The following is a 20,483-nucleotide window of genomic DNA, read 5'->3' as shown; positions in this document are numbered from 1 at the left end:
GACAATGTCAACAGCCATAAGCGACATTCTTGGCAGCAGTAATATCCAGTTTGGCACCAGCGGCGCGCGTGGTTTAGTTACTGATTTCACGCCAGAAGTGTGTGCAGCCTTTAGCCAAAGTTTTTTGCAAGGTATGCAGCAGCGTTTCAGTTTTAAGCATGTAGCCTTAGCCATAGATAACCGGCCTAGCAGTGTTGAAATGGTTACGCATTGCATCGGTATGGTTGAGGCGTTGGGCTTAGACGCGCAGTTTTATGGTGTTTTACCCACACCCGCTTTAGCACTGCAAGCATTGAAAGATAATGTGCCCGCTATTATGATTACCGGCAGTCATATCCCTTTTGATCGCAACGGTATAAAGTTTTATCGTCCAGACGGAGAAATTAGTAAAGCAGATGAAGCGCTTATTTTAGGTTCGACAAACACGCTACTTAGCTTTACGTCGACTGAAAAAACGCCACTTACCCTTGCAGCAGAAAACTATGTTAAGCGCTACCTTAATCTTTGTCAGCCTAATCTTTTACAAGGTAAACATATTGGTGTTTATGAACATTCAAGCGCGGGTAAAGCGCTATACCATCAGCTTTTTACCCAGCTTGGCGCCAAAGTAACTCGATTGGAAGCGACAGACTACTTTGTACCGATTGATACCGAAGCGGTAAGTGAAGAAGACAAGTTAAAAGCTCAGAATTGGTCAAAAGCATACCAGTTTGACGCTATTTTTTCGACTGACGGCGATGGTGATAGACCGCTCATTGCGGATGAAAACGGTAATTGGCTTAGAGGCGATACGGTAGGGCTATTAACAGCCATGGCGTTGCGCGTTGAGGCGTTAGCGGTACCGGTTAATTGTAACAGTGCCATAGACCTGTGCGGCGCATTTAAAAAAGTGGCTAGAACTCAGATTGGCTCGCCCTATGTAATAGCTAAGCTACAGCAATTAGTTGTCAACTATCAAAGCGTAGCAGGCTTTGAAGCTAATGGTGGCTTTCTATTGTCTACCGATTTAACAATAAACAAGGATACTTTAGCCGCCTTACCCACCCGCGATGCTTTGTTACCTTTTATTGCTATTATGCAGATGGCAACTGATAGCACCATATCAAGCTTAACAGCAGCTTTGCCACAACGTTTTACCGCCAGCCAACGCCTACAAAGTGTGCCAAGAGTTGTTGCTGAAACACTATTAGCAAAAGCAACCGTGGCACCAGATGATTTACTCGCTGAGCTTGGCCAGTCAAATAAAGTTGTCAGTCAGTGTGATCTTACTGATGGTGTTCGCTTAACCTTGGCAGATGGCGATATTATCCATTTCCGCCCTTCAGGAAATGCGCCAGAGCTCAGAGTTTATGCCGAAGCAGCATCGCAACACGCGGCTGATGAATTGGCTTTAATTTTTCAACAGCAACTCAGCAACTGGTTAGACCGCACTCCGGTACAGGTATGACCACATTCTAAGACGATTTTCAAAGGCGCAAATAAAAAAACTCCGCCCAAATTTACTTGGTAGCGGAGTGTTTTTATTAAGTAGTACTACTAGCCAAAAATCCCGCGTGTATCAATCACCACTTTTGCTGCCACTTCGTTAACATGCAGCGCTTTGAATTGACGGTGATCTACTAGCACTACTAACACATTGGCGCGCTCTAATGCTTTAGCGAGGGTAGTGAGTTTATCGTTGTATTGGCTCATACGTTTTGGCAATTCTTTGATGTTTGGTTCAACTAACAGAATTTCACCGACGTTGTCATTGATAAGATGCTCGGCAATATCTAAAGCCGGGCTTTCGCGCAAGTCATCAATATCGGCTTTAAACGCCAAACCTAAACAAGCGATAACAGGGCGTTTGAATTGATCAGCCGCTTCTTTCACTTTATTAATAACATAATGTGGTTTGCCGTCATTAATTTCACGTGCAATGCGGATAAGGTTGGCTAAATCTGGAGCTGAATCCACAATAAACCAAGGGTCAACGGCAATACAGTGGCCGCCAACACCCGGGCCAGGGCTTAAAATATTCACCCGTGGATGACGATTCGACAGTTTAATTAATTCCCAAACGTTAATTTTTAACTTATCGCAGATCAGTGATAATTCATTGGCAAAGGCAATGTTCACGTCACGAAAGGCGTTTTCAGTCAGTTTGGCCATTTCGGCAGTACGGGCGGTGGTGCGTAAACACTCACCACGTACAAACAGCTGATACAGCGACATGGCCTTTTCAGCGCAGCGCTCGGTAATACCACCAATAATACGGTCGTTACTTACCAGCTCTTGCAATACACGGCCGGGTAAAACGCGCTCAGGGCAATGCGCAATATACACATCGGCAACGTCTGAATGATCTAACGGCACTTTTAAGTCAGGGCGTAACTCTTTTAACCATTCGGCAATTTGCTCTGTGGTACCAACCGGCGAGGTCGACTCTAGAACAATCAAGTTACCTTTCTCAATAACTGGCGCAATATTCTCTAACGCAGTTCGAATGTAACTCAGATCCGGCGCCTTGTTATCTTTAAACGGGGTGGGCACCGCAATCATAAACACTTCTGCCTTCTCAGGTACCAGCGAAGCGCGCAATTTACCGGTTGTAACTGCAGCCTGCACCAACATATCCAAGTCAGGTTCCACGATGTGGATCTTACCCTGGTTGATGGTATTAACCGCATGCTCCGACACATCAATCCCGACGACTTCAACACCACGCGAAGCAATTACCGCTGCTGTAGGTAAACCGATGTAACCCAAGCCAATAACAGACACTTTAGAAAATTGAGATAGCATTAATGATTCCTTGCAACGCTTATACAATGAGTATGAATAGGCTCATCTTAAGGTGCTGAATATGAATATACAATTTATCTGCAAAATAATTATTTAAATATCAGCATGAATTTTCCTTTTGGGCTATTACGGATCTCTGAGTGTGGCCCGACCTGTCTCAGAGTGCGGTCAGACCAGTGTCTGAGTGTGGTCTAACCTGTCTCGGAGTGCGGTCAGACCAGTGTCTGAGTGTGGTTTAACCTGTCTCGGAGTGCGGTCAGACCAGTGTCTGAGTGTGGCCCGACCTGTACCGGAGTGCGGTATGACCAGTTGCTAGGGGAGGTAAGCTGAAATGGTTTTTACAATTCCCTCAGCAAAGTTGGTGCTGGGTTGCCAACCAAGTTGCTGGGTGATTTTTGTGGCATCTAAAGCATAGCGACGATCATGCCCGGGGCGGTCTACCACAAATGTGATCAGCTCGTTGTAATGGTTAATACCCATTTTGCTAGCCGGTATAAGCTTATCGAGCTCATGACAAATAATGCTTACCACCTCTAAGTTAGTCAGTTGGTTATTCGCGCTAATGTTATAGCTTTCACCAACAGTACCCTTTTGCAATACCGTTAATAACGCCTTGGCGTGATCTTCTACAAACAACCAATCGCGAATTTGCTGGCCATCCCCGTAAATGGGCAGCGGTTGGCCTTCAAGCGCGCGGTTTATCACTAACGGTATCAGCTTTTCTTGATGCTGAAATGGGCCATAATTATTGGTGCAATGGGTAATTAACACCGGCAAACCATAAGTACGTTGCCAAGCTTGAACTAAATGATCACTGGCAGCTTTACTGGCAGAGTAAGGGCTACTGGGATGATAGGCCGTTTGCTCCGTTGCGGCATTCGCGGCTAGGGGAATATCGCCATAAACTTCATCTGTTGACACATGCAGTAACCTAAACATCTGCTGCTGTTGAATTGACAACTGTGCCCAATATTTTCGGCAGGCTTCAAGTAAGCTAAAGGTGCCAACAATATTACTTTGTATAAAAGGTGCGGCACTATTGATAGAACGATCGACATGGCTCTCTGCTGCTAAATGCATCACATACTGCGGTTGATACTGTGTAAACAGTGAATGAAGTTCTAACTCATCAACAATATCTTGCTGTTTAAAGCGATATCGGCAATCACCTTCCACTGCTTTTAATGCCAACGGGTTTGCGGCATAAGACAGTTTATCAATATTCACGATAGTAAAGTCAGTTGTTGCTAACAGCAAACGCACCACAGTAGAGCCAATAAAACCTGAACCACCGGTAACAAACACACACTTATTCATTCTTTTCTCTTACAAAGCCGTTAAAAGGTGCCAATAAAGCGACAGAGCTTTATGTATAATACATCCATTAGCGCCTAACTTAGCTTACTGATGCAGATCACTAAAACACACTTACCAGACTGCCTGCTGATCCAACCGCCGGTGTATCATGATAACAGAGGTCATTTTCGTGAACTTTACGTCGCGGCTAAATACCAAGCTGCGGGTTTACCCCAAGCCTTTGTGCAAGATAACTTATCAAGCTCTCAACAAGGTGTAGTGCGCGGCATGCATTTTCAGCGCTTTAAGCCGCAAGGTAAACTGATATCTGTTTTGCACGGTGAAATTTATGACGTGATGTTAGATTTACGCCCCGCATCAGCAAGCTTTGGCCAATGGCAAGGTATTTACTTAGATGCACAGCAAGCACAACAGCTGTGGATCCCGCCTGGATTCGCCCATGGTTTTCAGGCATTAAGCACTTTTGCTTTAGTTTCATATAAAACTACAGCGTATTACGACCCAACCGATGAAGGCGCGTTTAACGCGCTGGATCCAAAGCTTGCTATTACATGGCCGCAGCCAGTAACTGTGATGTCAGACAAAGATCGCACAGCACCGGCTTTTGAGGTTGTTAAACAGCAACTGATAGCCGCTATATAATGGTAATTATGCCAAACATTTTACTCACCGGCGCTAACGGCCAGTTAGGTAAAGCGATTGCCGCAGAACTACTGGCTGCCAATATGGCTTTTGTGGCTACAAGCCGTGAAGAGTTGGACATTACTAACCAAGCCGCATTATCCGCTTTTTTACACCAGCTAAAACCCACTATTATTATTAACTGCGCGGCCTACACTGCAGTAGATCAAGCCGAAACAGACAGCGAAACCTGCTTTGCGGTAAACGAGCTTGCCGTTAAAGCGTTAGCTGAATACTGCGACCAAACAGAAAGTGTACTTATACACTTTTCAACCGATTATGTGTTTGATGGTACCAGCAGCAAACCTTACGAAGAGCAGGATAAGCCGAAGCCGTTAAATCAATATGGTAAAAGTAAGCTAGCGGGGGAGTTAGCCATTCAGCACGTAGCGTGTCGACACTACATTATCAGAACCAGTTGGTTATACGGTGATACGGGCAAAAATTTTTACACCACCATGTGTAAGCTTGCACAACAGCCACAGGCAGTAAAAGTAGTTAACGATCAAATAGGTGCGCCAACAACGGTAAAAGCGTTAGCCGCGGTGATAACCTGCGTTTTAGAAAAACACACAACTCAACAAGCATTACTCTATGGTACTTACCATTATTGTAGTGATGAGTTTAAAAGTTGGTATCAGTTTGCTAAAGACATTTTTACCGAACAGCAAAGTAACACCCCGTTGGCTCCGATATCGACAGCCGACTATGCCCTTAGTAAGCCAGGTATTGCAATACGCCCCATCAATAGTTGTTTGAATAGCGAAAAACTCGCAAAGTGGCTAAAAAATAACACTGAATTCTAGCCACTGAGTATGAAATGATTAATTAGGTGCAGTAACTTGAATACTGACAGTACTGTACTTAGCCCATTTACCGGTAGCGCGAGCTGAGGCGGTTAGTTTGCTGCGATCAATTTGATTAAGTAAATACTGCTGATAGCTGTCATTTTCATCATAGCGAATAACCGACACGGCCACCGTAGCGCGAATATTTTCATCAAATTTGTCGTCAATACCGTAGTCGGCCGGCGCCACATCATCAGGATATTGACCTTGTAACGGCCCCACGAAACTTTGGAAATAGCGGGTGCCGTCAGTCAACGTGGTTTGAACATACAGATAAAACGTGTTGAATCCCGGTATTGCCCCTAAGTTGTAGTTAAAATTGTCTGAGGGTAAATCACGCACTAAAAAATTCTCTAATGCACTCATGGCATCATTCGTTGGAATGTTCAATACAACAGCGTCATTTATCGGGGGTAAAAAGTTTATGCGTTGCGATGCAGAACGTAATACCGTGCCTTCATCTGTCACATCAAATTGAGTATCAGAAGCTCGTACCATAATATAGTTAACACCATCTAATTCATTAAAAACATAAGCCTCATTGCTATTCATGCGGCTTCTTAAATTAATCGTGCCTGTTTCAGTAAAGTGCCCCTCTAGCAGTGATGCACTGTTGCTATTTACGCTAACGGGTATGGTCGACACATTTTGATCCAGTGTTAAGCTCACTTCGTTGTTCCCATTGTATTGTCGAATACTACCGGCGATAGCATTAGCAGAGCCATGGTTGGCAAACGCCGTTAACAGCGGCCAACTGCCGTTAGCGACACGGCATAATCCTACTTGCTCAAAAAGCACTTCATTAAAAGCGGGGGAGGATTTGCGAAGTTCAGGGCTACTAAAACCAGTTAACTGAACGTCGCTAGCGCTAAGCGCTCCGTTAGGCGAATTGACTCGCACATTAGTATTGCGACATTCGCAGCCTTGTTGCGTTTTACCAGGAACGACAATGGTACCCATATCAACCACAGGGTGCTGTGCGTAGGAGTTAACAACAAACTCGGCACCCGCGCCGGTGCTAAACGTGATAACACTTAAGTTCACCGTATTGGCACCGGTAATGGCAGCAGAAATTTGACCTGCCGAATTCGCTTTATGCCGGCTGAGAACTTGCCAGTTTTGATCATGCACCAGTATTTCGGCGTTAGGTGAACTTGTTGTCGTACCGCATTGCGTTTCTTGAATAACATTGGCTTGCAGCGTTAAGGTGGTGTTATTGTTGCCAGTACCAACTCCTGGGGGAGCATCATTGCTAGACCCGCCGCCGCAGCCGGTCAGTAAAAGGCTGATTATGACGCTTGTTATTGCGTTTTTATTTAACATTGCCATGTCCTTATTTGCTTTTTATTGATGTTCTCAACGAAGAATACATATTATCGCGAAGAATTTAGTTTGAGTATACATAAAATCGGTTTAATGAAAAGTTTACTGGTCTAACCACACTCCGGTACAGGTACGACCACACTCAGAGTCAGATCCTACCAGTACCTGAGTGTGGTCTAACCAGTCTCAGAGTGCGGTTGGGCCAGTTGGCGGGGTCGAGCGGTGTAATGTGGTTGCTTGCACTAGGTGGCTTTGGTAGCATTGCGCCGTTAAACCAATTTACAGGACGTTAAAAGAATCAATGCGGCTTACAACAACTGTTTCAATGGCGCTCATCGCCGCGCTTTTCGCTCATCAACTGCACGCAACGCCGTGGGTGAAAACTGATGATCCTTATTTACAGCAAAGCATTCAGCAATTAGCGAACGCAGGGTTAATTACCACACCGGTAAACACTTGGCCAGTAATGTGGCAACCCATCTTGCAAGACTTGGCCAATATCGACGTTAATCAGCTAAGTGCGGCACAGCAACAAGCGTTTTACCGCATCCAATCGGCTGCAAGTTTTTCGCAGCAAGCACAAATTAAAAGCTTAGCCTTGCAGGGCAGTACCGATCCTATCGGCCAACAAGGTTTCGGCGTGCAGCACCAACAAGAAGGCTTGCTGAGTATTGGTGCAGAGCTAAAAGGCGGTAATTGGGCGGCGGGTGTTTTTCAGCAAGTTAGAAGCGACAGCTACGACGCCAACGCCTTTTCAGAAAACAAACAGCATTGGGATAACAGTTACGCTGCTTATACTGCCGGCAACTGGGTATTAATTGCCGCCTTACAATCGCAATGGTGGGGGCCGGCTATTCATAGCAGCTTTAATTTCAATAACCAGCAGCGCCCGGCGCGCAGTGTGCAGTTAACGCGCTTAAACCCTAATACGCCATTGCTAGAAAGCATGCAGTGGTTAGGCCCGGTTAGTTTTAATATTCAATTTGGCAGCTACGCCGGCACAGCACCTTTGCGCCATGCCAACTATTACGCCAGTCGTCTTGGTTTAAAACCGCTGTCGCAGCTAGAGCTGGGCTTCAGTGCACGTAAAATAGAACCTCGTTTTGACGAACTGCCGCTCAATCAAAACTACAGTAATTTATTACCGCAAAACGATATCAGCACCATAGGCGCAGATATGCGCTATAACCTTACTGCGGTATCTGCACTTTACGCCGAAGTTTCGCATCAACAAGCTGACAAAAGCGCCACCGGCTGGCTAGTTGGCAGCCATTATCACTTAGGTAACGACAGTGTACTGATCCGCTTTTTCGCAGAATACCAACAGCTGCCCGAGCACTATAACCAATGGCTATTTATTGAACCTGGCGCCGAAGCCGCACTCATTGATAACGAGTGGGTGATGGGTTTACAGCTTACTACTCCGTCGGGTAAAGCCGGTTATCTAAAGCTTAGCCAAAGCAACTATCAGCTAAACGACAACAACCTTGCACAACTAAAGCGTGCTGTGGCCTTACATCTGGGTTACCAGCAGCCATTGTGGAATAGTTTATTGAAGCTCGATTATCAACTGCAAAAAACTGATAACCTGAGCGACAATACCGATTTTAACCATGCTATTGGTGCCCGTTGGGAATGGCGTTGGTAATGATCGAAAATTCAGCACTTAGCCTTACATGGTGGTTAAAGTGTTTGACGCAACGTGTACGCATCCGTACCATTGCGCTCGCAAAACAATGGACGCAGTAAGTTATGGATAACTGGTACTTGCTTTACAGCAAACCCAAACAAGAAAGCCGGGCGCAAGAACACTTGGCAAACCAAGGCTTTGAAAGCTTTGTACCTCATATCCATATCACCAAAATTCGGGCTGGCAAACATATCACTAAAACTGAGCCCTTATTTCCGCGTTACATTTTTTTAAAAGCAGCCTGTGATGTTAATTTATCCAGTATTCGCAGTACCCGTGGTGTAGCCGGCTTTGTTAAATTTGGCCAAACCCTCGCAGCGGTGCCAGAACAGCTTATCCATAGCTTGCTGAATCAACAAATTGCCTTACAACAACAAGCACCAGCGCCAGTTTTTCAGCCAGGGCAACCACTAGAAGTGCTATCAGGCCCGTTTGCTAGCCTAAATGCGGTATTTCAACAAGCCGATGGTGACAGTCGCAGTATTATTTTATTAAATTTTTTAGGCCAGCAAGTTAAATTGGCAATGGATAACAGTAACTTAGTTGGCAAAGCAAACATTAATAACAACTAATTTTATAAAAGTTACACCAATACATGCAGTAAAGCGGGGCGGTTTTAAGCTATAATCCCGCGCTTGATAAAATAGATTTGCAGTTCTGGGGCGCATAACTCAGTGGCGGTAGCGTGCCTGAACAGCAGCAAAACATCATTTTGATAACTAACAATACGGAAGCATTTTCATGGGGTTGTCTAAGAGTTTTTTCCGCACCTTGGCGTTAAGTGCTGCTGCAGTATTTTTTACTGCAAGCGCAACGGCACAAATCACTGCGGCACAGATTGAACAGTTTAAACAACTTCCTCGCGCCCAACAGGAAGCCTTAGCCGCGCAATACGGCGTCGACTTATCACAGCTTAGCGGGCAGGGTAATTCGGCCAGCGTTACGCCGTCGCCCAGCTTGCAACAGCTTACGCCAATGCGACAAGTCAATGGCCAGCAAGATAGCAACGCTATGCAAAATGCTACCGACATGCCAAAGATGGCAAACGATGAAATGCTTGAAGACGACAAAACCGGCACGCCCTATTCCGAGCAACAAAAACCGCGTAACTTACGCCAATCTTTAAAGCAGTTTGGTTACGATTTGTTCGCCGGCTCGCCCAGTACTTTCGCACCCACTTCTGATGCACCCGTGCCTGTCGATTACGTAGTTGGCCCAGGCGACAGCATTCGTGTGCAGTTGTACGGTAAAGAAAACGTGCAACAAGAGCTTACCGTGGATCGTAACGGCCAAATTTTCTTCCCCAACATTGGCCCCTTAATGGTGAGCGGTTTAACCTTTACCGAATTAAAGCAAAACCTTAACTCAGTAGTAGAACAACAAATGATTGGTAACCAAATTAACGTTACCATGGGCTCATTACGCTCTATTCGGGTGTTTGTATTAGGCGAGGCCTTTCAACCCGGTGCTTACACTATCAGCTCGTTATCAACTGCTACCCATGCCGTATTAGCCGCCGGTGGCGTGAAAAAAATTGGCTCATTGCGCAATATCGAAATTAAACGCAGTGGCAAAGTGGTGGCCAAACTCGATTTATATGACTTGCTGCTACGCGGAGACACCTCGGGTGATGTTACCCTACAACCGGGTGATGTGGTGTTTATTCCTACTGTTCAGCGCACCGTGGGTATTGGTGGTGAAGTACTGCGCCCAGCCATCTATGAAGTGAAAAACGAAAAAACTGCCGATGACATTGTGCGCTTAGCCGGTGGCTTTTTACCAACGGCTTTCCCCGCTGCTTCGCGGTTAGAGCGCATCGATAACAATGGCGCTAAAATTTTAAAAGATATCGATTTAACCCAAGCCAGTGGCAAAAACGCCGCGCTGTGGCAAGGCGATATTATTGAAGTGTATTCGGTACTAGACCAAATTGATAACATCGTTAAATTAACCGGCCATGTGCATCGCCCTGGCGGCTTTGGCTGGCGCGAAGGTATGCGCATCAGTGATGTATTACCCGATATCCGTGAGCTGTTGCCCAATCCCGATCTTAACTACGGTATTATTCGCCGCGAAAGCTTTCCCACGCGTGAAATAGAAGTGCTGGCCTTTAACCCTGGTATGGCAATTACCCAACCCAATTCTGCTGCCAATTTAGCATTACAAGCCCGTGATACGTTGTACTTGTTTGGTAGTAACGACGATCGCGAGCAAGTGTTAACCAGCTTAATTGCAGAACTACGTGACCAAGCCCGCTTTTTACAGCCACCTAAAGTGGTGTCTTTACGCGGTTTCACGCGCTTTAGCGGCGATTTCCCATTAACAGCGGGTATGACACTGGGTAACCTGTTACAAGCCGGTTTTGACCTAGACCAATTTGCTGACAAAAACTATGCGCTATTAGCACGTTTTAACAGTGAAACGGTTAAAACCAGCGTGCAAGTGGTGTCGTTAGCAAACCCAAACAGTCTGGCCATTCCGTTACAAGCGTTAGACAAGCTGTATGTGTTTTCAATGACAGAGCCGCGTGAACCCGTTATCGAAAACCTAGTGGCTCGCTTATTACAGCAAGCCGATAAAACCACCCCACAATTGGTAGTAAATATTGAGGGCGATGTGCGCTTTCCGGGGCAATACCCTTTAACCCGTGATATGTCGGCAGCAGACTTAATAGAAGTGGCCGGTGGCTTTCGCGAGTCTAGCTATGCAGTAAGTGCCGAATTAACCCGTCGTAGTACCGACGGCAGTTCAAACTTTACCACCAACCATCAAATTTTAGAATTAACAAAGGCCGCGAGCACTGCACTTAACCCACTAGATACCTTGCAAATTAAGCGCATCCCAGAATGGCGCGACAGCAACACGGTAAAATTGGTGGGCGAAGTGCGTTTCCCCGGCACCTACACGGTTAAGCGCGGCGAGCGTTTAGCTGATGTGATTAACCGCGCTGGCGGCTTTACTAGCATTGCCCAACCCGAAGCTACCGTATTTAGCCGCGCCAGTATTCGCGCAAACGAACAACGGCAATTAGAGGCCTTGCGTTTAGGGTTGCAACAGCAACTGGCGGCCGAGGCGGTTACCTCAGAGAGTGGCGCTACATCTGTTGCTGATGCCGAAGCACTTTCTACCAAATTGAATGAAACTCAAGCCGTAGGGCGCTTAGTGATAGATATGAACGCAGCCTTAGCCGGTAACAATGGTCAAAACATTGAGCTAGAAGATGGCGACGAAATATTTATCCCGCAATTGCGCAATGCCATAAGCATTATTGGCGAGGTGCATAGCCCCTCAAGCCATGTATTTACTGCCGGTTTAAGCGTACAAGATTACTTAACCCGTGCTGGTGGCTTTAAGCAACGTGCTGACAAAGACGCCGTATATGTTATAAAAGCCGATGGTAGCGTTATGAACCGCAGCAGCAGTTGGTTTGCCATTAACGATAACCGCTTAGAACCAGGCGACACTATAGTGGTGCCGTTAGATACCGAGTACAAAGACGGTATCACCATTTGGGCAACCGCCACACAAATTATTTATAATAGTGCAGTGGCTATCGCGGCGATTGCAACGCTGTAGTGTTTAGTAGTGACCAGTGACCAGTGACCAGTGACCAGTTGCCCTTGGCAACAGTGACAGGCTCAAAAAGCCAAGTCACCGCTGTCGCAGCCAGCTAGTTACCGCTTCCAAAGGAAGCCAGTTACTGGCCTGTAAGGCCTAGTAACTGTTCACACAGCGAACTCGTCACTGCTCTACAACTGTTACCGCCGGTAAAACCGGCTAGTGACCGCTTCCATAGGAAGCTAGTTACCGGCCTAAAAGGCCTAGTCATTGTTCGCGCAGCGAACTCGTCACTGCTCTAAAACCGTTACCGCTGCCGCAAGCAGCCAGTAACCGCTGGTATAGCCAGCTAGTCACCGGCCTAAAGGGCCGAGTCACTGTTCGCAAAGCGAACTAGTTACTACTTAACAGCCGTTACCGCTGCCAAGGGCAGCAAGTGACCGCTGGCTTTGCCAGCTCGTTACCGCTCGCGCAGCGAGCTTGTTACCCTAAAGGAATACCATGACTGAAAATGCTCAACCCGCCCACGCTGCCGACGACGAAATAGACCTCCGCGATCTTTTTTGTGCTATATGGCAAGGTAAGTGGATAATTTCTGCCACTACTTTTGTGTTTGCCGTATTGGCAGTAATTTACGCGCTAAGTTTACCCAATATTTATAAAAGCGAAGCGTTACTTTCACCGGTAAGCCAAGAGGGGGGCTTAAGTATTCCCGGCCAATTAGGTGGCTTAGCTGCCCTGGCTGGTGTTAACTTGGGTGGCGGTGCCAGTGATAAAACTACCTTAGCCATAGAGGTTTTAAAAAGCCGTGATTTTATTGGCCGCTTTATTGAAAAGTACGATTTATTTGTACCGGTAATGGCGGCTGAAGGTTGGAGCCTTGGCAGTAACGCTTTAAAAATTGATGGCGATATTTATAACAACGAGACTCAAGAATGGGTGCGCGAAGCAAAAGCGCCTTTTTCACCTAAACCGAGTATTCAAGAAACCTACACTGAATTTATGAAGCTGTTAAGCGTGTCGCAAGATAAAACCAGCGGTATGGTAAAACTCAGCGTGCAGCATTATTCGCCTTATCTTGCTAAAGAATGGGCTGACAAGTTAGTGCTCGAAATAAACGAAGATATGCGTAACCGCGAACTCGCCGAAGCGCAGCGCAGCATCAGCTACTTAAACGAGCAGATTGCCCAAACAAACCTAGCAGATGCTAGAACCATGTTGTTTTCTTTAGTAGAAGAGCAAACCAAAACCTTAATGCTAGCGAATGTACGTAGCGAATATGTGTTCAAAACCGTTGATCGTGCTGTTGTGGCAGAGAAAGAAGCTAAACCAGCGAGAGCTTTAATTTGTATTCTAGCGGTTATGCTGGGCGGTATGTTGTCGGTATTAGTGGTATTGATTCGTTATTTCAATAATAAAAGTTCAGGCAATAAATTATGAAAATTTTAGTGACAGGTGGCGCAGGTTTCATAGGCTCTGCAGTGGTACGTCATATTATTAATCAGACCACTGATATCGTAGTTAACGTTGATAAACTAACTTATGCTGGCAATCTGAATTCGGTAGCGGCTGATGCTCATAATGAGCGTTACTTATTTGAACAAGCTGATATTTGTAACGCTGCTACTATGCAGGCATTATTTGCTAAGTATCAGCCCGATGCTGTAATGCACTTAGCTGCAGAGAGTCATGTAGACCGTTCTATCGATGGGCCAGCGGCCTTTATTGAAACCAATATTGTAGGTACTTACACCTTATTAGAAGCGGCACGCAGCTATTGGAAGGAATTGCCGCAAGAACGCAAAGCGGCCTTTCGCTTTCACCATATTTCAACCGATGAAGTATATGGCGATTTGCATGGTACTGATGATTTATTCACTGAGACAACGCCTTACGCACCAAGCAGCCCATATTCTGCCAGTAAAGCCAGTTCAGACCATTTAGTTCGTGCTTGGCAGCGCACTTATGGTTTACCAGTAATAGTTACTAACTGCTCCAATAACTACGGACCCTATCATTTTCCGGAAAAACTGATACCGTTGATTATTCTAAATGCGTTAGCGGGCAAGCCACTGCCGGTATACGGTAAAGGTAACCAAATACGTGACTGGCTATATGTAGAAGACCACGCACGTGCGCTTTACAAAGTCGTGACCGAAGGTGTAGTAGGTGAAACCTACAACATTGGTGGCCACAACGAAAAACAAAATATCGAAGTAGTACATGCTATTTGTGAGCTTATGGACGAATTTGCACCAATGCACGAGCGCGGTTACCCGCTAAACACTCATCACTCATCACTCATCACTCACGTAACGGATCGCCCCGGCCATGACCTGCGCTATGCCATAGACGCCAGCAAAATTGAGCGTGAGTTAGGCTGGAAGCCAGCAGAAACCTTTGAATCTGGTTTGCGTAAAACAGTGCAGTGGTATTTAGATAATAAAGAGTGGTGGCAGGCAGTGCTTGATGGTAGTTATCAGTTAGAGCGTTTAGGGCAAGGAGGTTAATAGATGAAGGGAATTATTCTGGCAGGTGGATCTGGTACGCGCTTGTATCCGATTACCATGGGAGTATCTAAGCAGTTATTGCCGGTTTATGATAAGCCTATGATTTATTACCCTTTATCGGTGTTAATGCTTGCAGGTATTCGTGAAGTTTTAATTATTACTACTCAAGAAGATCAGCCAGCTTTTAAACGTTTATTAAAAGATGGCTCCCAGTTTGGTATTAGCATTAGTTATGCAGCACAACCAAACCCGGACGGCCTTGCTCAAGCTTTTATTATCGGCGAACACTTCATTGGTAAGGATGATGTCTGTTTGGTGTTAGGTGATAACATCTATTATGGTCAGGGCTTTACGCCAAAGTTGAAAGAAGCTGTCAGAAAAGCGAAAGAGGGCCTCGGAGCTACGGTTTTTGGTTATCAAGTGAAAGATCCTGAGCGCTTCGGTGTGGTGGAGTTTGATATTGATATGAAAGCCATTTCAATTGAAGAGAAACCTACTGAGCCCAAATCGCATTTTGCCGTTACCGGTTTGTATTTTTATGATAACAGGGTAATTGAAATAGCAAAAAAAGTTGTGCCAAGCAAAAGGGGCGAGTTAGAAATTACCTGTGTAAACAACGCTTATTTAGAATTAGGTGAACTGAACGTAGAGTTATTGGGCCGAGGTTTTGCTTGGTTAGATACTGGAACACATGAGAGCTTATTAGAAGCTGCACAATTTGTTGAAACCCTTGAGAAACGCCAAGGGTATAAAGTTGCTTGTTTAGAAGAGATTGCCTTTAACCGGGGCTGGCTAAGTAAAGAACAGTTAGAGGTAACAGGCAAACTAATGAGTAAGAATAGTTATGGTCAATATTTGCTGGAAGTTGCTGAAGGAAAGCTATGAGTCTTATTAAATTTATAGAACTAAATCAACGCGGTGATGAGCGTGGTTATTTAACTGTAATAGAGGCACAAAACAATATACCATTTAATATAAAGCGAGTTTACTTCCTGACCTCACTTTCTCCCGATTTGCCACGCGGGTTTCATGCGCATAAGGAGCTTGAGCAGCTAGCAGTTTGTCTTGTAGGTAGTTGTAAAGTGATGCTAGACAACGGAAAAGTTAAAGAGTGGGTGACTTTAGACTCTCCAAGTAAAGCACTTAGGATAGAACCTAGAATATGGCATGAAATGCACGACTTTAGTAAAGATTGTGTTTTTCTAGTGGTTGCAAGTGATTTCTACGACGAAACAGATTATATCCGTGATTATCAGTTATTTTTAGAACAGGCGAAACAATGAGTTTTATTCATCAACTAGCTGATGTTGCCAAATGTCAAATAGATGTTGGTACTAAAGTTTGGCAATTTGTTGTTATTCTTAAAGGTGCTGTTATTGGAAAAGACTGTAATATTTGTGCCCATTGTTTAATTGAAGGTGATGTGACTATTGGTGACAACGTTACCGTTAAATCAGGCGTACAGTTATGGGATGGAACTCGCATTGGTAATAATGTGTTTATTGGTCCAAATGTCACCTTTACTAACGATGTATTTCCAAGATCAAAAGAATACCCAGAAAGCTTTACCGGTATAACCATTAAAAATTTTGCAAGTATCGGTGCGAATGCAACAATACTTCCGGGTGTCACTATAGGTGAGTCAGCGATGATTGGTGCTGGCTCCGTTGTAACTAAAGATGTTCCAGCCAAAGCTGTAGTTGTTGGAAATCCTGCAAAAATCATCAGGTTTATAGAATGATCCCATTTTTAGATTTAAAGCAAGTTAACGCAGTATATCGTGAAGAAATGTTGGCCGCTGCTAGCCGAGTAATCGATTCAGGTTGGTATATCCAGGGTGAAGAAGTTAAAATTTTTGAAAAGAGTTTTGCCGACTATTGTGGTACTAAGTACTGTATTGGTGTTGCGAACGGCCTAGACGCTCTTATTTTAGTACTCCGAGCTTGGAAAGAATTAGGTAAGTTAAAAGAAGGGGATGAGGTTATCGTTCCTGCTAATACTTACATCGCTAGCATTTTGGCTATTACTGAGAATCGATTAAAACCAGTTTTAGTTGAACCTGACGAGAACAGCTTTAATTTGTGTCCAAAGAAATTAAAATCTGCAATTACCTCAAAGACAAAAGTAATATTAGCTGTGCATTTGTATGGTCAATTGGCAAATATGCCTGAGATTATGGCCATTGCACATGAGTTTGACTTACTAGTACTTGAAGATTCAGCGCAAGCACATGGCGCTAAAATTAGTGGGCAAAAGGCAGGTAACTGGGGACATGCTTCCGGTTTTAGCTTTTATCCGGGCAAAAATTTAGGAGCGTTAGGTGATGCCGGTGCTATTACTACTAATGATGACGAACTGGCTAAAACATTACGTGCATTAGGTAACTATGGTAGCCATAAAAAATATGAAAACCTTTATCAGGGTGTAAACAGTCGTTTGGATGAATTACAAGCGGCATTATTGTCAGTGAAACTGAAATATTTAGATGCAGAGATGCAACGTCGTCGTGAAGTCGCTATAGCTTATGCCAATGGAATTCATAATCCTTTAATTCATTTACCAATAAGCAAAAGGAGTAGTTTGGTTAATCTAGATAGTCATGTATTCCATTTATTTGTAGTACGCACCAAAAACCGTTCTGTTTTACAGCAACATTTGTTAGATTCAGGGATTCAGACAGTAATACATTACCCTATACCACCTCACAAACAGCAAGCTTACAAAGATTTGGCGGAGTTAACACTAGAACTAACCGTCGCTATTCATAACGAAGTGCTGAGCTTACCAATTAGTCCAGTTATGTCAGACGATCAAGTTAAAATCGTGATAAATGCTTGTAATGATTTTAAAGGCTAAAATTGACTTTAATTAAAACTAGTCTTCTTAATGCAATAGCAGTTGTTATTAAAATGCTCACATTATTGGGCATAAATAAAGTACTGGCCATCTATGTGGGGCCTGCTGGGTACGCAGCAATAGGCCAGTTTCAAAATGCAGTACAAATGATAACTACTTTTGCAAGCGGAGCAATTAATACTGGCGTCGTGAAATATACTGCAGAATTTCACGACAATGAAGAAAAGCAACATACTGTTTGGCGTACAGCAGGGACAATAGCAGTAACAGGTGCGGTATTTACAGGTATAATTGTTGCAATATTTAGCAAGTCTTTAGCTGCGTTGTTTTTAAAAGATGAGAGTTACAGTGGTGTTTTTGTTTGGTTCGCTGTAACGTTAATATTTTTTGTGTTGAACACACTGCTTTTAGCCATTTTAAATGGTAAAAAAGAAATTCACCGTTATGTTGTTGCAAATATTACTGGCAGTCTATTTGCTTTAATTGCAACCACTTTTATGTCAATGCAATTTGGCTTATATGGAGCTCTAGTAGCTCTAGCGACATACCAATCGTTAAATTTTTGCGTTACTTTTACCCTTTGTTATAAAGCTAGTTGGTTCAAGCTAGGATTTTTATTTGGTGCAATCAATAAGCAAACAGCAAAAAACTTAATGAAATTTACAGCAATGGCTTTGATGGGTGCTGCTTGTATTCCTGTCAGTCACGTTTTAGTACGCAACCATATTGGTATTAACATTAGTTGGGAAGCAGCAGGGTACTGGGAAGCAATGTGGCGACTAAGTAGTGCGTATTTAATTTTAGTAACAACCACGTTAAGTTTGTATTACTTGCCGAGACTTTCTGAATTGAAAACACCAGCTGAAATAAGAGCTGAAATACTTTATGGTTACAGATTTATTATGCCTGCAGCTGCTGTTTCTGCATTGATCATTTATCTTTGCAGGGATTTTTTCATTCATACTTTATTCACTGCAGAGTTCAAAGGTATGGAGGTTTTATTTACTTGGCAGTTAATAGGTGATTTTTTCAAGATATGTAGTTGGTTACTTGGCTATGTGCTAATTGCGAAAGCCTGTTTCGTACTAGTTATGATATCTGAGATTGTCTTTTCAGCTTTTTTCTATTTTTTTATATTCTTAACAACTAATGAGCTTGGTATTGAGTCTACATCTATTGGTCATTCAGTTAACTATTTTTTTCATTTTGTTTTTATGTTTATAGCTTTAAAGGTAAAAAGAATAATATGAATTTTTTTTTTAAAAAAATAAAAAAAATAAAAAAAATTGGATTTCGTCAATTTTTAAGATTCTTATTCGTTGGTATTTTTTTAAAGAAAAGAGTTTTTGTTTACAGGTACATTCTTTCTGATAATAAAAGTCATCTAAATGATGTTGATATCATACAGGCTACTTATTTCACTGGTGCTGGAACTATAACAGTAAAAAGTGCTCAATTAGGTGTTAGACCTTCGCCAGGTTTGCTAGACGGTGTTGGGTATATTGAAGCTAGATATAAAGGTGCAAAAGTTACTATTGATGAAGAAACAGTGATTAATAATGGTTTCGTCATAATTTCAGAAAAATCAGTTGTTTCAATAGGTAAAAGATGTCTTATAGGGCCTAACTTTTTTGTTACAGATTCAGATTTTCATGGGATTGAAGTTGATGATAGGACTAATGGTAGTTATGAGTGTTCACCCGTTGTGATTGAAGATGACGTATTTATAGGTGAAAGTGTAAAGATTATGAAGGGCGTCCGAGTCGGTAGGGGGGCTGTTTTAGGAGTTGGCTCTGTTGTTACAAAGGATGTTGAACCTTTCTCGGTCAATGCGGGGGTTCCTGCAAAACAAATTAGGTATTTAAGGGGCAAGACTTAAGATGATAATTTGAAAGGTTGTATATCTTTTTCAATGCAGTAGTTAGTGGTAATTAAATTATCATGATTATTTGCTTAGATTTTTAAAAATTAAATTTCTTCAAAATAACGAAATTACAATGATAGATAAAAATTCTTCTGTTCCGTTAGTTAGTGTTATTGTTCCATGCTATAACCATAGTGTGTATGTCGGATACTGCATTAAAAGTATTATAGATCAAGACTACCCAGACATAGAGCTTATAATAATCGACGACGGTTCTAAAGATTCGTCTGTTATTGAAATCGAAAAATTTGTTTCTCAATGCGAAGAGCGTTTTGAACGCTTTGAATTCAGAAGTCGTTGTAACAAAGGATTGTGTGCGACTATAAATGAAGCGCTGAGTTGGTGCAAAGGAGAACTATGCGTAATTTTCGCATCAGACGATATTATGATGCCAGATAGAATTTCGAAACAGGTTAGCAAGTTTTTAGAGATGGTAAAGATTGAACCAAATCTGGTAGCAATTTATTCTGGTGTTGAAATGATAGATTCTAAGAGCGAGTATATAAAACATAAGCTTGGAAGTAACCGATTCTCTGGCTTTAAGCAAGCGTTTCTTAGAACTGAATTTTTACCGACACCAACTTGTATTGTATTAACTGAAAAATTGAAAGCTGTAGGTGGATTCAATCCAAACTTCATGATAGAAGACCTATTTATTAGGTTAAAACTTACAGATGCAGGCGGTGTATTTTATACTATGAAAGAACCGCTTGTTAAATATAGACAGCATTCTGATAATATGTCTTCTAAATCTGATTTGATTTGGAAAGGTGTTAAAGAAATTTTAAGCGAGTATAGTGATCACCCTTTGCATAAGAAAGCTTTAGCTATGTCGATGTTAATTCAGGCTCATGATATTCAAAAGGTCAGTAAAATTAGCGCACTCAAGCAAATTCGATATGCGTTTGTTCTTTACCCAAAAGTAATTTTTACGAAGTCCATTGCTAAGTTAATCGTCAAGATGTTTTTGCCTCGACCATCTGCTAAATGAA

18 protein-coding genes are annotated in these 20,483 nt (G+C 43.2%); 15 read left to right on the top strand and 3 right to left on the bottom strand.

Annotated features, from left to right (window positions below; genetic code table 11):
• Positions 1-4 precede the first annotated feature (4 nt).
• Positions 5-1,447, top strand: coding sequence for a phosphomannomutase (locus ACUJFL_RS12435; RefSeq protein WP_445427669.1), 1,443 nt, complete (start codon positions 5-7; stop codon positions 1,445-1,447).
• Positions 1,448-1,536: 89 nt separating this feature from the next.
• Here ACUJFL_RS12435 and wecC read toward each other — a convergent pair whose 3' ends face one another.
• Complete coding sequence (gene wecC / locus ACUJFL_RS12430) at positions 1,537-2,784, bottom strand: UDP-N-acetyl-D-mannosamine dehydrogenase (protein ID WP_445427668.1); 1,248 nt, start codon at positions 2,782-2,784, stop codon at positions 1,537-1,539.
• Positions 2,785-3,096: 312 nt separating this feature from the next.
• Positions 3,097-4,101, bottom strand: coding sequence for a dTDP-glucose 4,6-dehydratase (gene rfbB / locus ACUJFL_RS12425; protein WP_445427667.1), 1,005 nt, complete (start codon positions 4,099-4,101; stop codon positions 3,097-3,099).
• A 90-nt stretch (positions 4,102-4,191) separates the two neighbouring features.
• On the opposite strand from rfbB (ACUJFL_RS12425), the gene rfbC reads away from it, so the two are divergent.
• Together rfbC and rfbD are read left to right on the top strand one after the other, a co-directional pair.
• The gene (gene rfbC / locus ACUJFL_RS12420; protein WP_445427666.1) at positions 4,192-4,743 is read left to right on the top strand and encodes a dTDP-4-dehydrorhamnose 3,5-epimerase; all 552 of its coding nucleotides are present in this window, start codon (positions 4,192-4,194) and stop codon (positions 4,741-4,743) included.
• A gap of 8 nt (positions 4,744-4,751) precedes the next feature.
• Entirely contained in the window at positions 4,752-5,588 is an 837-nt protein-coding gene (rfbD, locus tag ACUJFL_RS12415; protein ID WP_445427665.1) for a dTDP-4-dehydrorhamnose reductase, read from the top strand.
• An 18-nt stretch (positions 5,589-5,606) separates the two neighbouring features.
• On the opposite strand, the gene ACUJFL_RS12410 is transcribed toward rfbD, so the two are convergent.
• Positions 5,607-6,953, bottom strand: a complete 1,347-nt coding sequence (locus tag ACUJFL_RS12410) for a hypothetical protein (RefSeq protein ID WP_445427664.1) — start codon at positions 6,951-6,953, stop codon at positions 5,607-5,609.
• A gap of 325 nt (positions 6,954-7,278) precedes the next feature.
• Here ACUJFL_RS12410 and ACUJFL_RS12405 point away from each other — a divergent pair, with 325 nt between their 5' ends.
• The 12 genes from ACUJFL_RS12405 to ACUJFL_RS12350 all read left to right on the top strand — a co-directional run bounded on the left by ACUJFL_RS12405 (position 7,279) and on the right by ACUJFL_RS12350 (position 20,482).
• Entirely contained in the window at positions 7,279-8,601 is a 1,323-nt protein-coding gene (locus tag ACUJFL_RS12405) for a capsule assembly Wzi family protein (protein WP_445427663.1), read from the top strand.
• A 104-nt stretch (positions 8,602-8,705) separates the two neighbouring features.
• Complete coding sequence (gene rfaH, locus ACUJFL_RS12400; RefSeq protein WP_445427662.1) at positions 8,706-9,215, top strand: transcription/translation regulatory transformer protein RfaH; 510 nt, start codon at positions 8,706-8,708, stop codon at positions 9,213-9,215.
• A 169-nt stretch (positions 9,216-9,384) separates the two neighbouring features.
• Positions 9,385-12,219: an SLBB domain-containing protein gene (locus ACUJFL_RS12395; RefSeq protein WP_445427661.1), complete on the top strand. Its 2,835-nt coding sequence runs from the start codon at positions 9,385-9,387 to the stop codon at positions 12,217-12,219.
• Positions 12,220-12,702: 483 nt separating this feature from the next.
• A complete protein-coding gene (locus tag ACUJFL_RS12390; protein ID WP_445427660.1) occupies positions 12,703-13,641 on the top strand; it encodes a Wzz/FepE/Etk N-terminal domain-containing protein in 939 nt (312 codons plus the stop codon).
• On the top strand, positions 13,638-14,711 hold the full coding sequence (gene rfbB / locus ACUJFL_RS12385; protein WP_445427659.1) for a dTDP-glucose 4,6-dehydratase: 1,074 nt from the start codon (positions 13,638-13,640) through the stop codon (positions 14,709-14,711). The genes ACUJFL_RS12390 and rfbB (ACUJFL_RS12385) overlap by 4 nt, the downstream gene beginning before the upstream one ends.
• Before the next feature lie 3 nt (positions 14,712-14,714).
• Positions 14,715-15,596: a glucose-1-phosphate thymidylyltransferase RfbA gene (gene rfbA / locus ACUJFL_RS12380; RefSeq protein ID WP_445427658.1), complete on the top strand. Its 882-nt coding sequence runs from the start codon at positions 14,715-14,717 to the stop codon at positions 15,594-15,596.
• Positions 15,593-15,994: a sugar 3,4-ketoisomerase gene (locus ACUJFL_RS12375; RefSeq protein WP_445427657.1), complete on the top strand. Its 402-nt coding sequence runs from the start codon at positions 15,593-15,595 to the stop codon at positions 15,992-15,994. Before rfbA ends, ACUJFL_RS12375 begins: the two co-directional genes overlap by 4 nt.
• Complete coding sequence (locus ACUJFL_RS12370) at positions 15,991-16,452, top strand: acyltransferase (protein ID WP_445427656.1); 462 nt, start codon at positions 15,991-15,993, stop codon at positions 16,450-16,452. The genes ACUJFL_RS12375 and ACUJFL_RS12370 overlap by 4 nt, the downstream gene beginning before the upstream one ends.
• Entirely contained in the window at positions 16,449-17,567 is a 1,119-nt protein-coding gene (locus ACUJFL_RS12365; protein ID WP_445427655.1) for a DegT/DnrJ/EryC1/StrS family aminotransferase, read from the top strand. Before ACUJFL_RS12370 ends, ACUJFL_RS12365 begins: the two co-directional genes overlap by 4 nt.
• 2 nt (positions 17,568-17,569) lie before the next feature.
• Positions 17,570-18,817 carry an O-antigen translocase gene (locus ACUJFL_RS12360; RefSeq protein ID WP_445427654.1) on the top strand — a complete coding sequence of 416 codons (1,248 nt, stop codon included), beginning with the start codon at positions 17,570-17,572 and terminating at the stop codon, positions 18,815-18,817.
• Positions 18,814-19,446 carry an acyltransferase gene (locus tag ACUJFL_RS12355; protein WP_445427653.1) on the top strand — a complete coding sequence of 211 codons (633 nt, stop codon included), beginning with the start codon at positions 18,814-18,816 and terminating at the stop codon, positions 19,444-19,446. The genes ACUJFL_RS12360 and ACUJFL_RS12355 overlap by 4 nt, the downstream gene beginning before the upstream one ends.
• Positions 19,447-19,564: 118 nt before the next feature.
• Positions 19,565-20,482 carry a glycosyltransferase gene (locus ACUJFL_RS12350; RefSeq protein WP_445427652.1) on the top strand — a complete coding sequence of 306 codons (918 nt, stop codon included), beginning with the start codon at positions 19,565-19,567 and terminating at the stop codon, positions 20,480-20,482.
• Position 20,483 lies beyond the last annotated feature (1 nt).

This window comes from Alishewanella sp. HL-SH05, from assembly GCF_052655985.1.
The sequence above is the reverse complement of the archived record's forward strand: the minus strand, read 5'-3'. Positions and strand labels throughout refer to the sequence as shown.

What these genes read in the sequence shown, in the direction of transcription:
- ACUJFL_RS12435 (WP_445427669.1), top strand. Translation starts at nt 5, where the DNA reads ATGTCAACAGCCATAAGCGACATTCTTGGCAGCAGTAATATCCAGTTT.
- wecC (WP_445427668.1), bottom strand. Translation starts at nt 2,784, where the DNA reads ATGCTATCTCAATTTTCTAAAGTGTCTGTTATTGGCTTGGGTTACATC.
- rfbB (WP_445427667.1), bottom strand. Translation starts at nt 4,101, where the DNA reads ATGAATAAGTGTGTGTTTGTTACCGGTGGTTCAGGTTTTATTGGCTCT.
- rfbC (WP_445427666.1), top strand. Translation starts at nt 4,192, where the DNA reads ATGCAGATCACTAAAACACACTTACCAGACTGCCTGCTGATCCAACCG.
- rfbD (WP_445427665.1), top strand. Translation starts at nt 4,752, where the DNA reads ATGCCAAACATTTTACTCACCGGCGCTAACGGCCAGTTAGGTAAAGCG.
- ACUJFL_RS12410 (WP_445427664.1), bottom strand. Translation starts at nt 6,953, where the DNA reads ATGTTAAATAAAAACGCAATAACAAGCGTCATAATCAGCCTTTTACTG.
- ACUJFL_RS12405 (WP_445427663.1), top strand. Translation starts at nt 7,279, where the DNA reads ATGGCGCTCATCGCCGCGCTTTTCGCTCATCAACTGCACGCAACGCCG.
- rfaH (WP_445427662.1), top strand. Translation starts at nt 8,706, where the DNA reads ATGGATAACTGGTACTTGCTTTACAGCAAACCCAAACAAGAAAGCCGG.
- ACUJFL_RS12395 (WP_445427661.1), top strand. Translation starts at nt 9,385, where the DNA reads ATGGGGTTGTCTAAGAGTTTTTTCCGCACCTTGGCGTTAAGTGCTGCT.
- ACUJFL_RS12390 (WP_445427660.1), top strand. Translation starts at nt 12,703, where the DNA reads ATGACTGAAAATGCTCAACCCGCCCACGCTGCCGACGACGAAATAGAC.
- rfbB (WP_445427659.1), top strand. Translation starts at nt 13,638, where the DNA reads ATGAAAATTTTAGTGACAGGTGGCGCAGGTTTCATAGGCTCTGCAGTG.
- rfbA (WP_445427658.1), top strand. Translation starts at nt 14,715, where the DNA reads ATGAAGGGAATTATTCTGGCAGGTGGATCTGGTACGCGCTTGTATCCG.
- ACUJFL_RS12375 (WP_445427657.1), top strand. Translation starts at nt 15,593, where the DNA reads ATGAGTCTTATTAAATTTATAGAACTAAATCAACGCGGTGATGAGCGT.
- ACUJFL_RS12370 (WP_445427656.1), top strand. Translation starts at nt 15,991, where the DNA reads ATGAGTTTTATTCATCAACTAGCTGATGTTGCCAAATGTCAAATAGAT.
- ACUJFL_RS12365 (WP_445427655.1), top strand. Translation starts at nt 16,449, where the DNA reads ATGATCCCATTTTTAGATTTAAAGCAAGTTAACGCAGTATATCGTGAA.
- ACUJFL_RS12355 (WP_445427653.1), top strand. Translation starts at nt 18,814, where the DNA reads ATGAATTTTTTTTTTAAAAAAATAAAAAAAATAAAAAAAATTGGATTT.
- ACUJFL_RS12350 (WP_445427652.1), top strand. Translation starts at nt 19,565, where the DNA reads ATGATAGATAAAAATTCTTCTGTTCCGTTAGTTAGTGTTATTGTTCCA.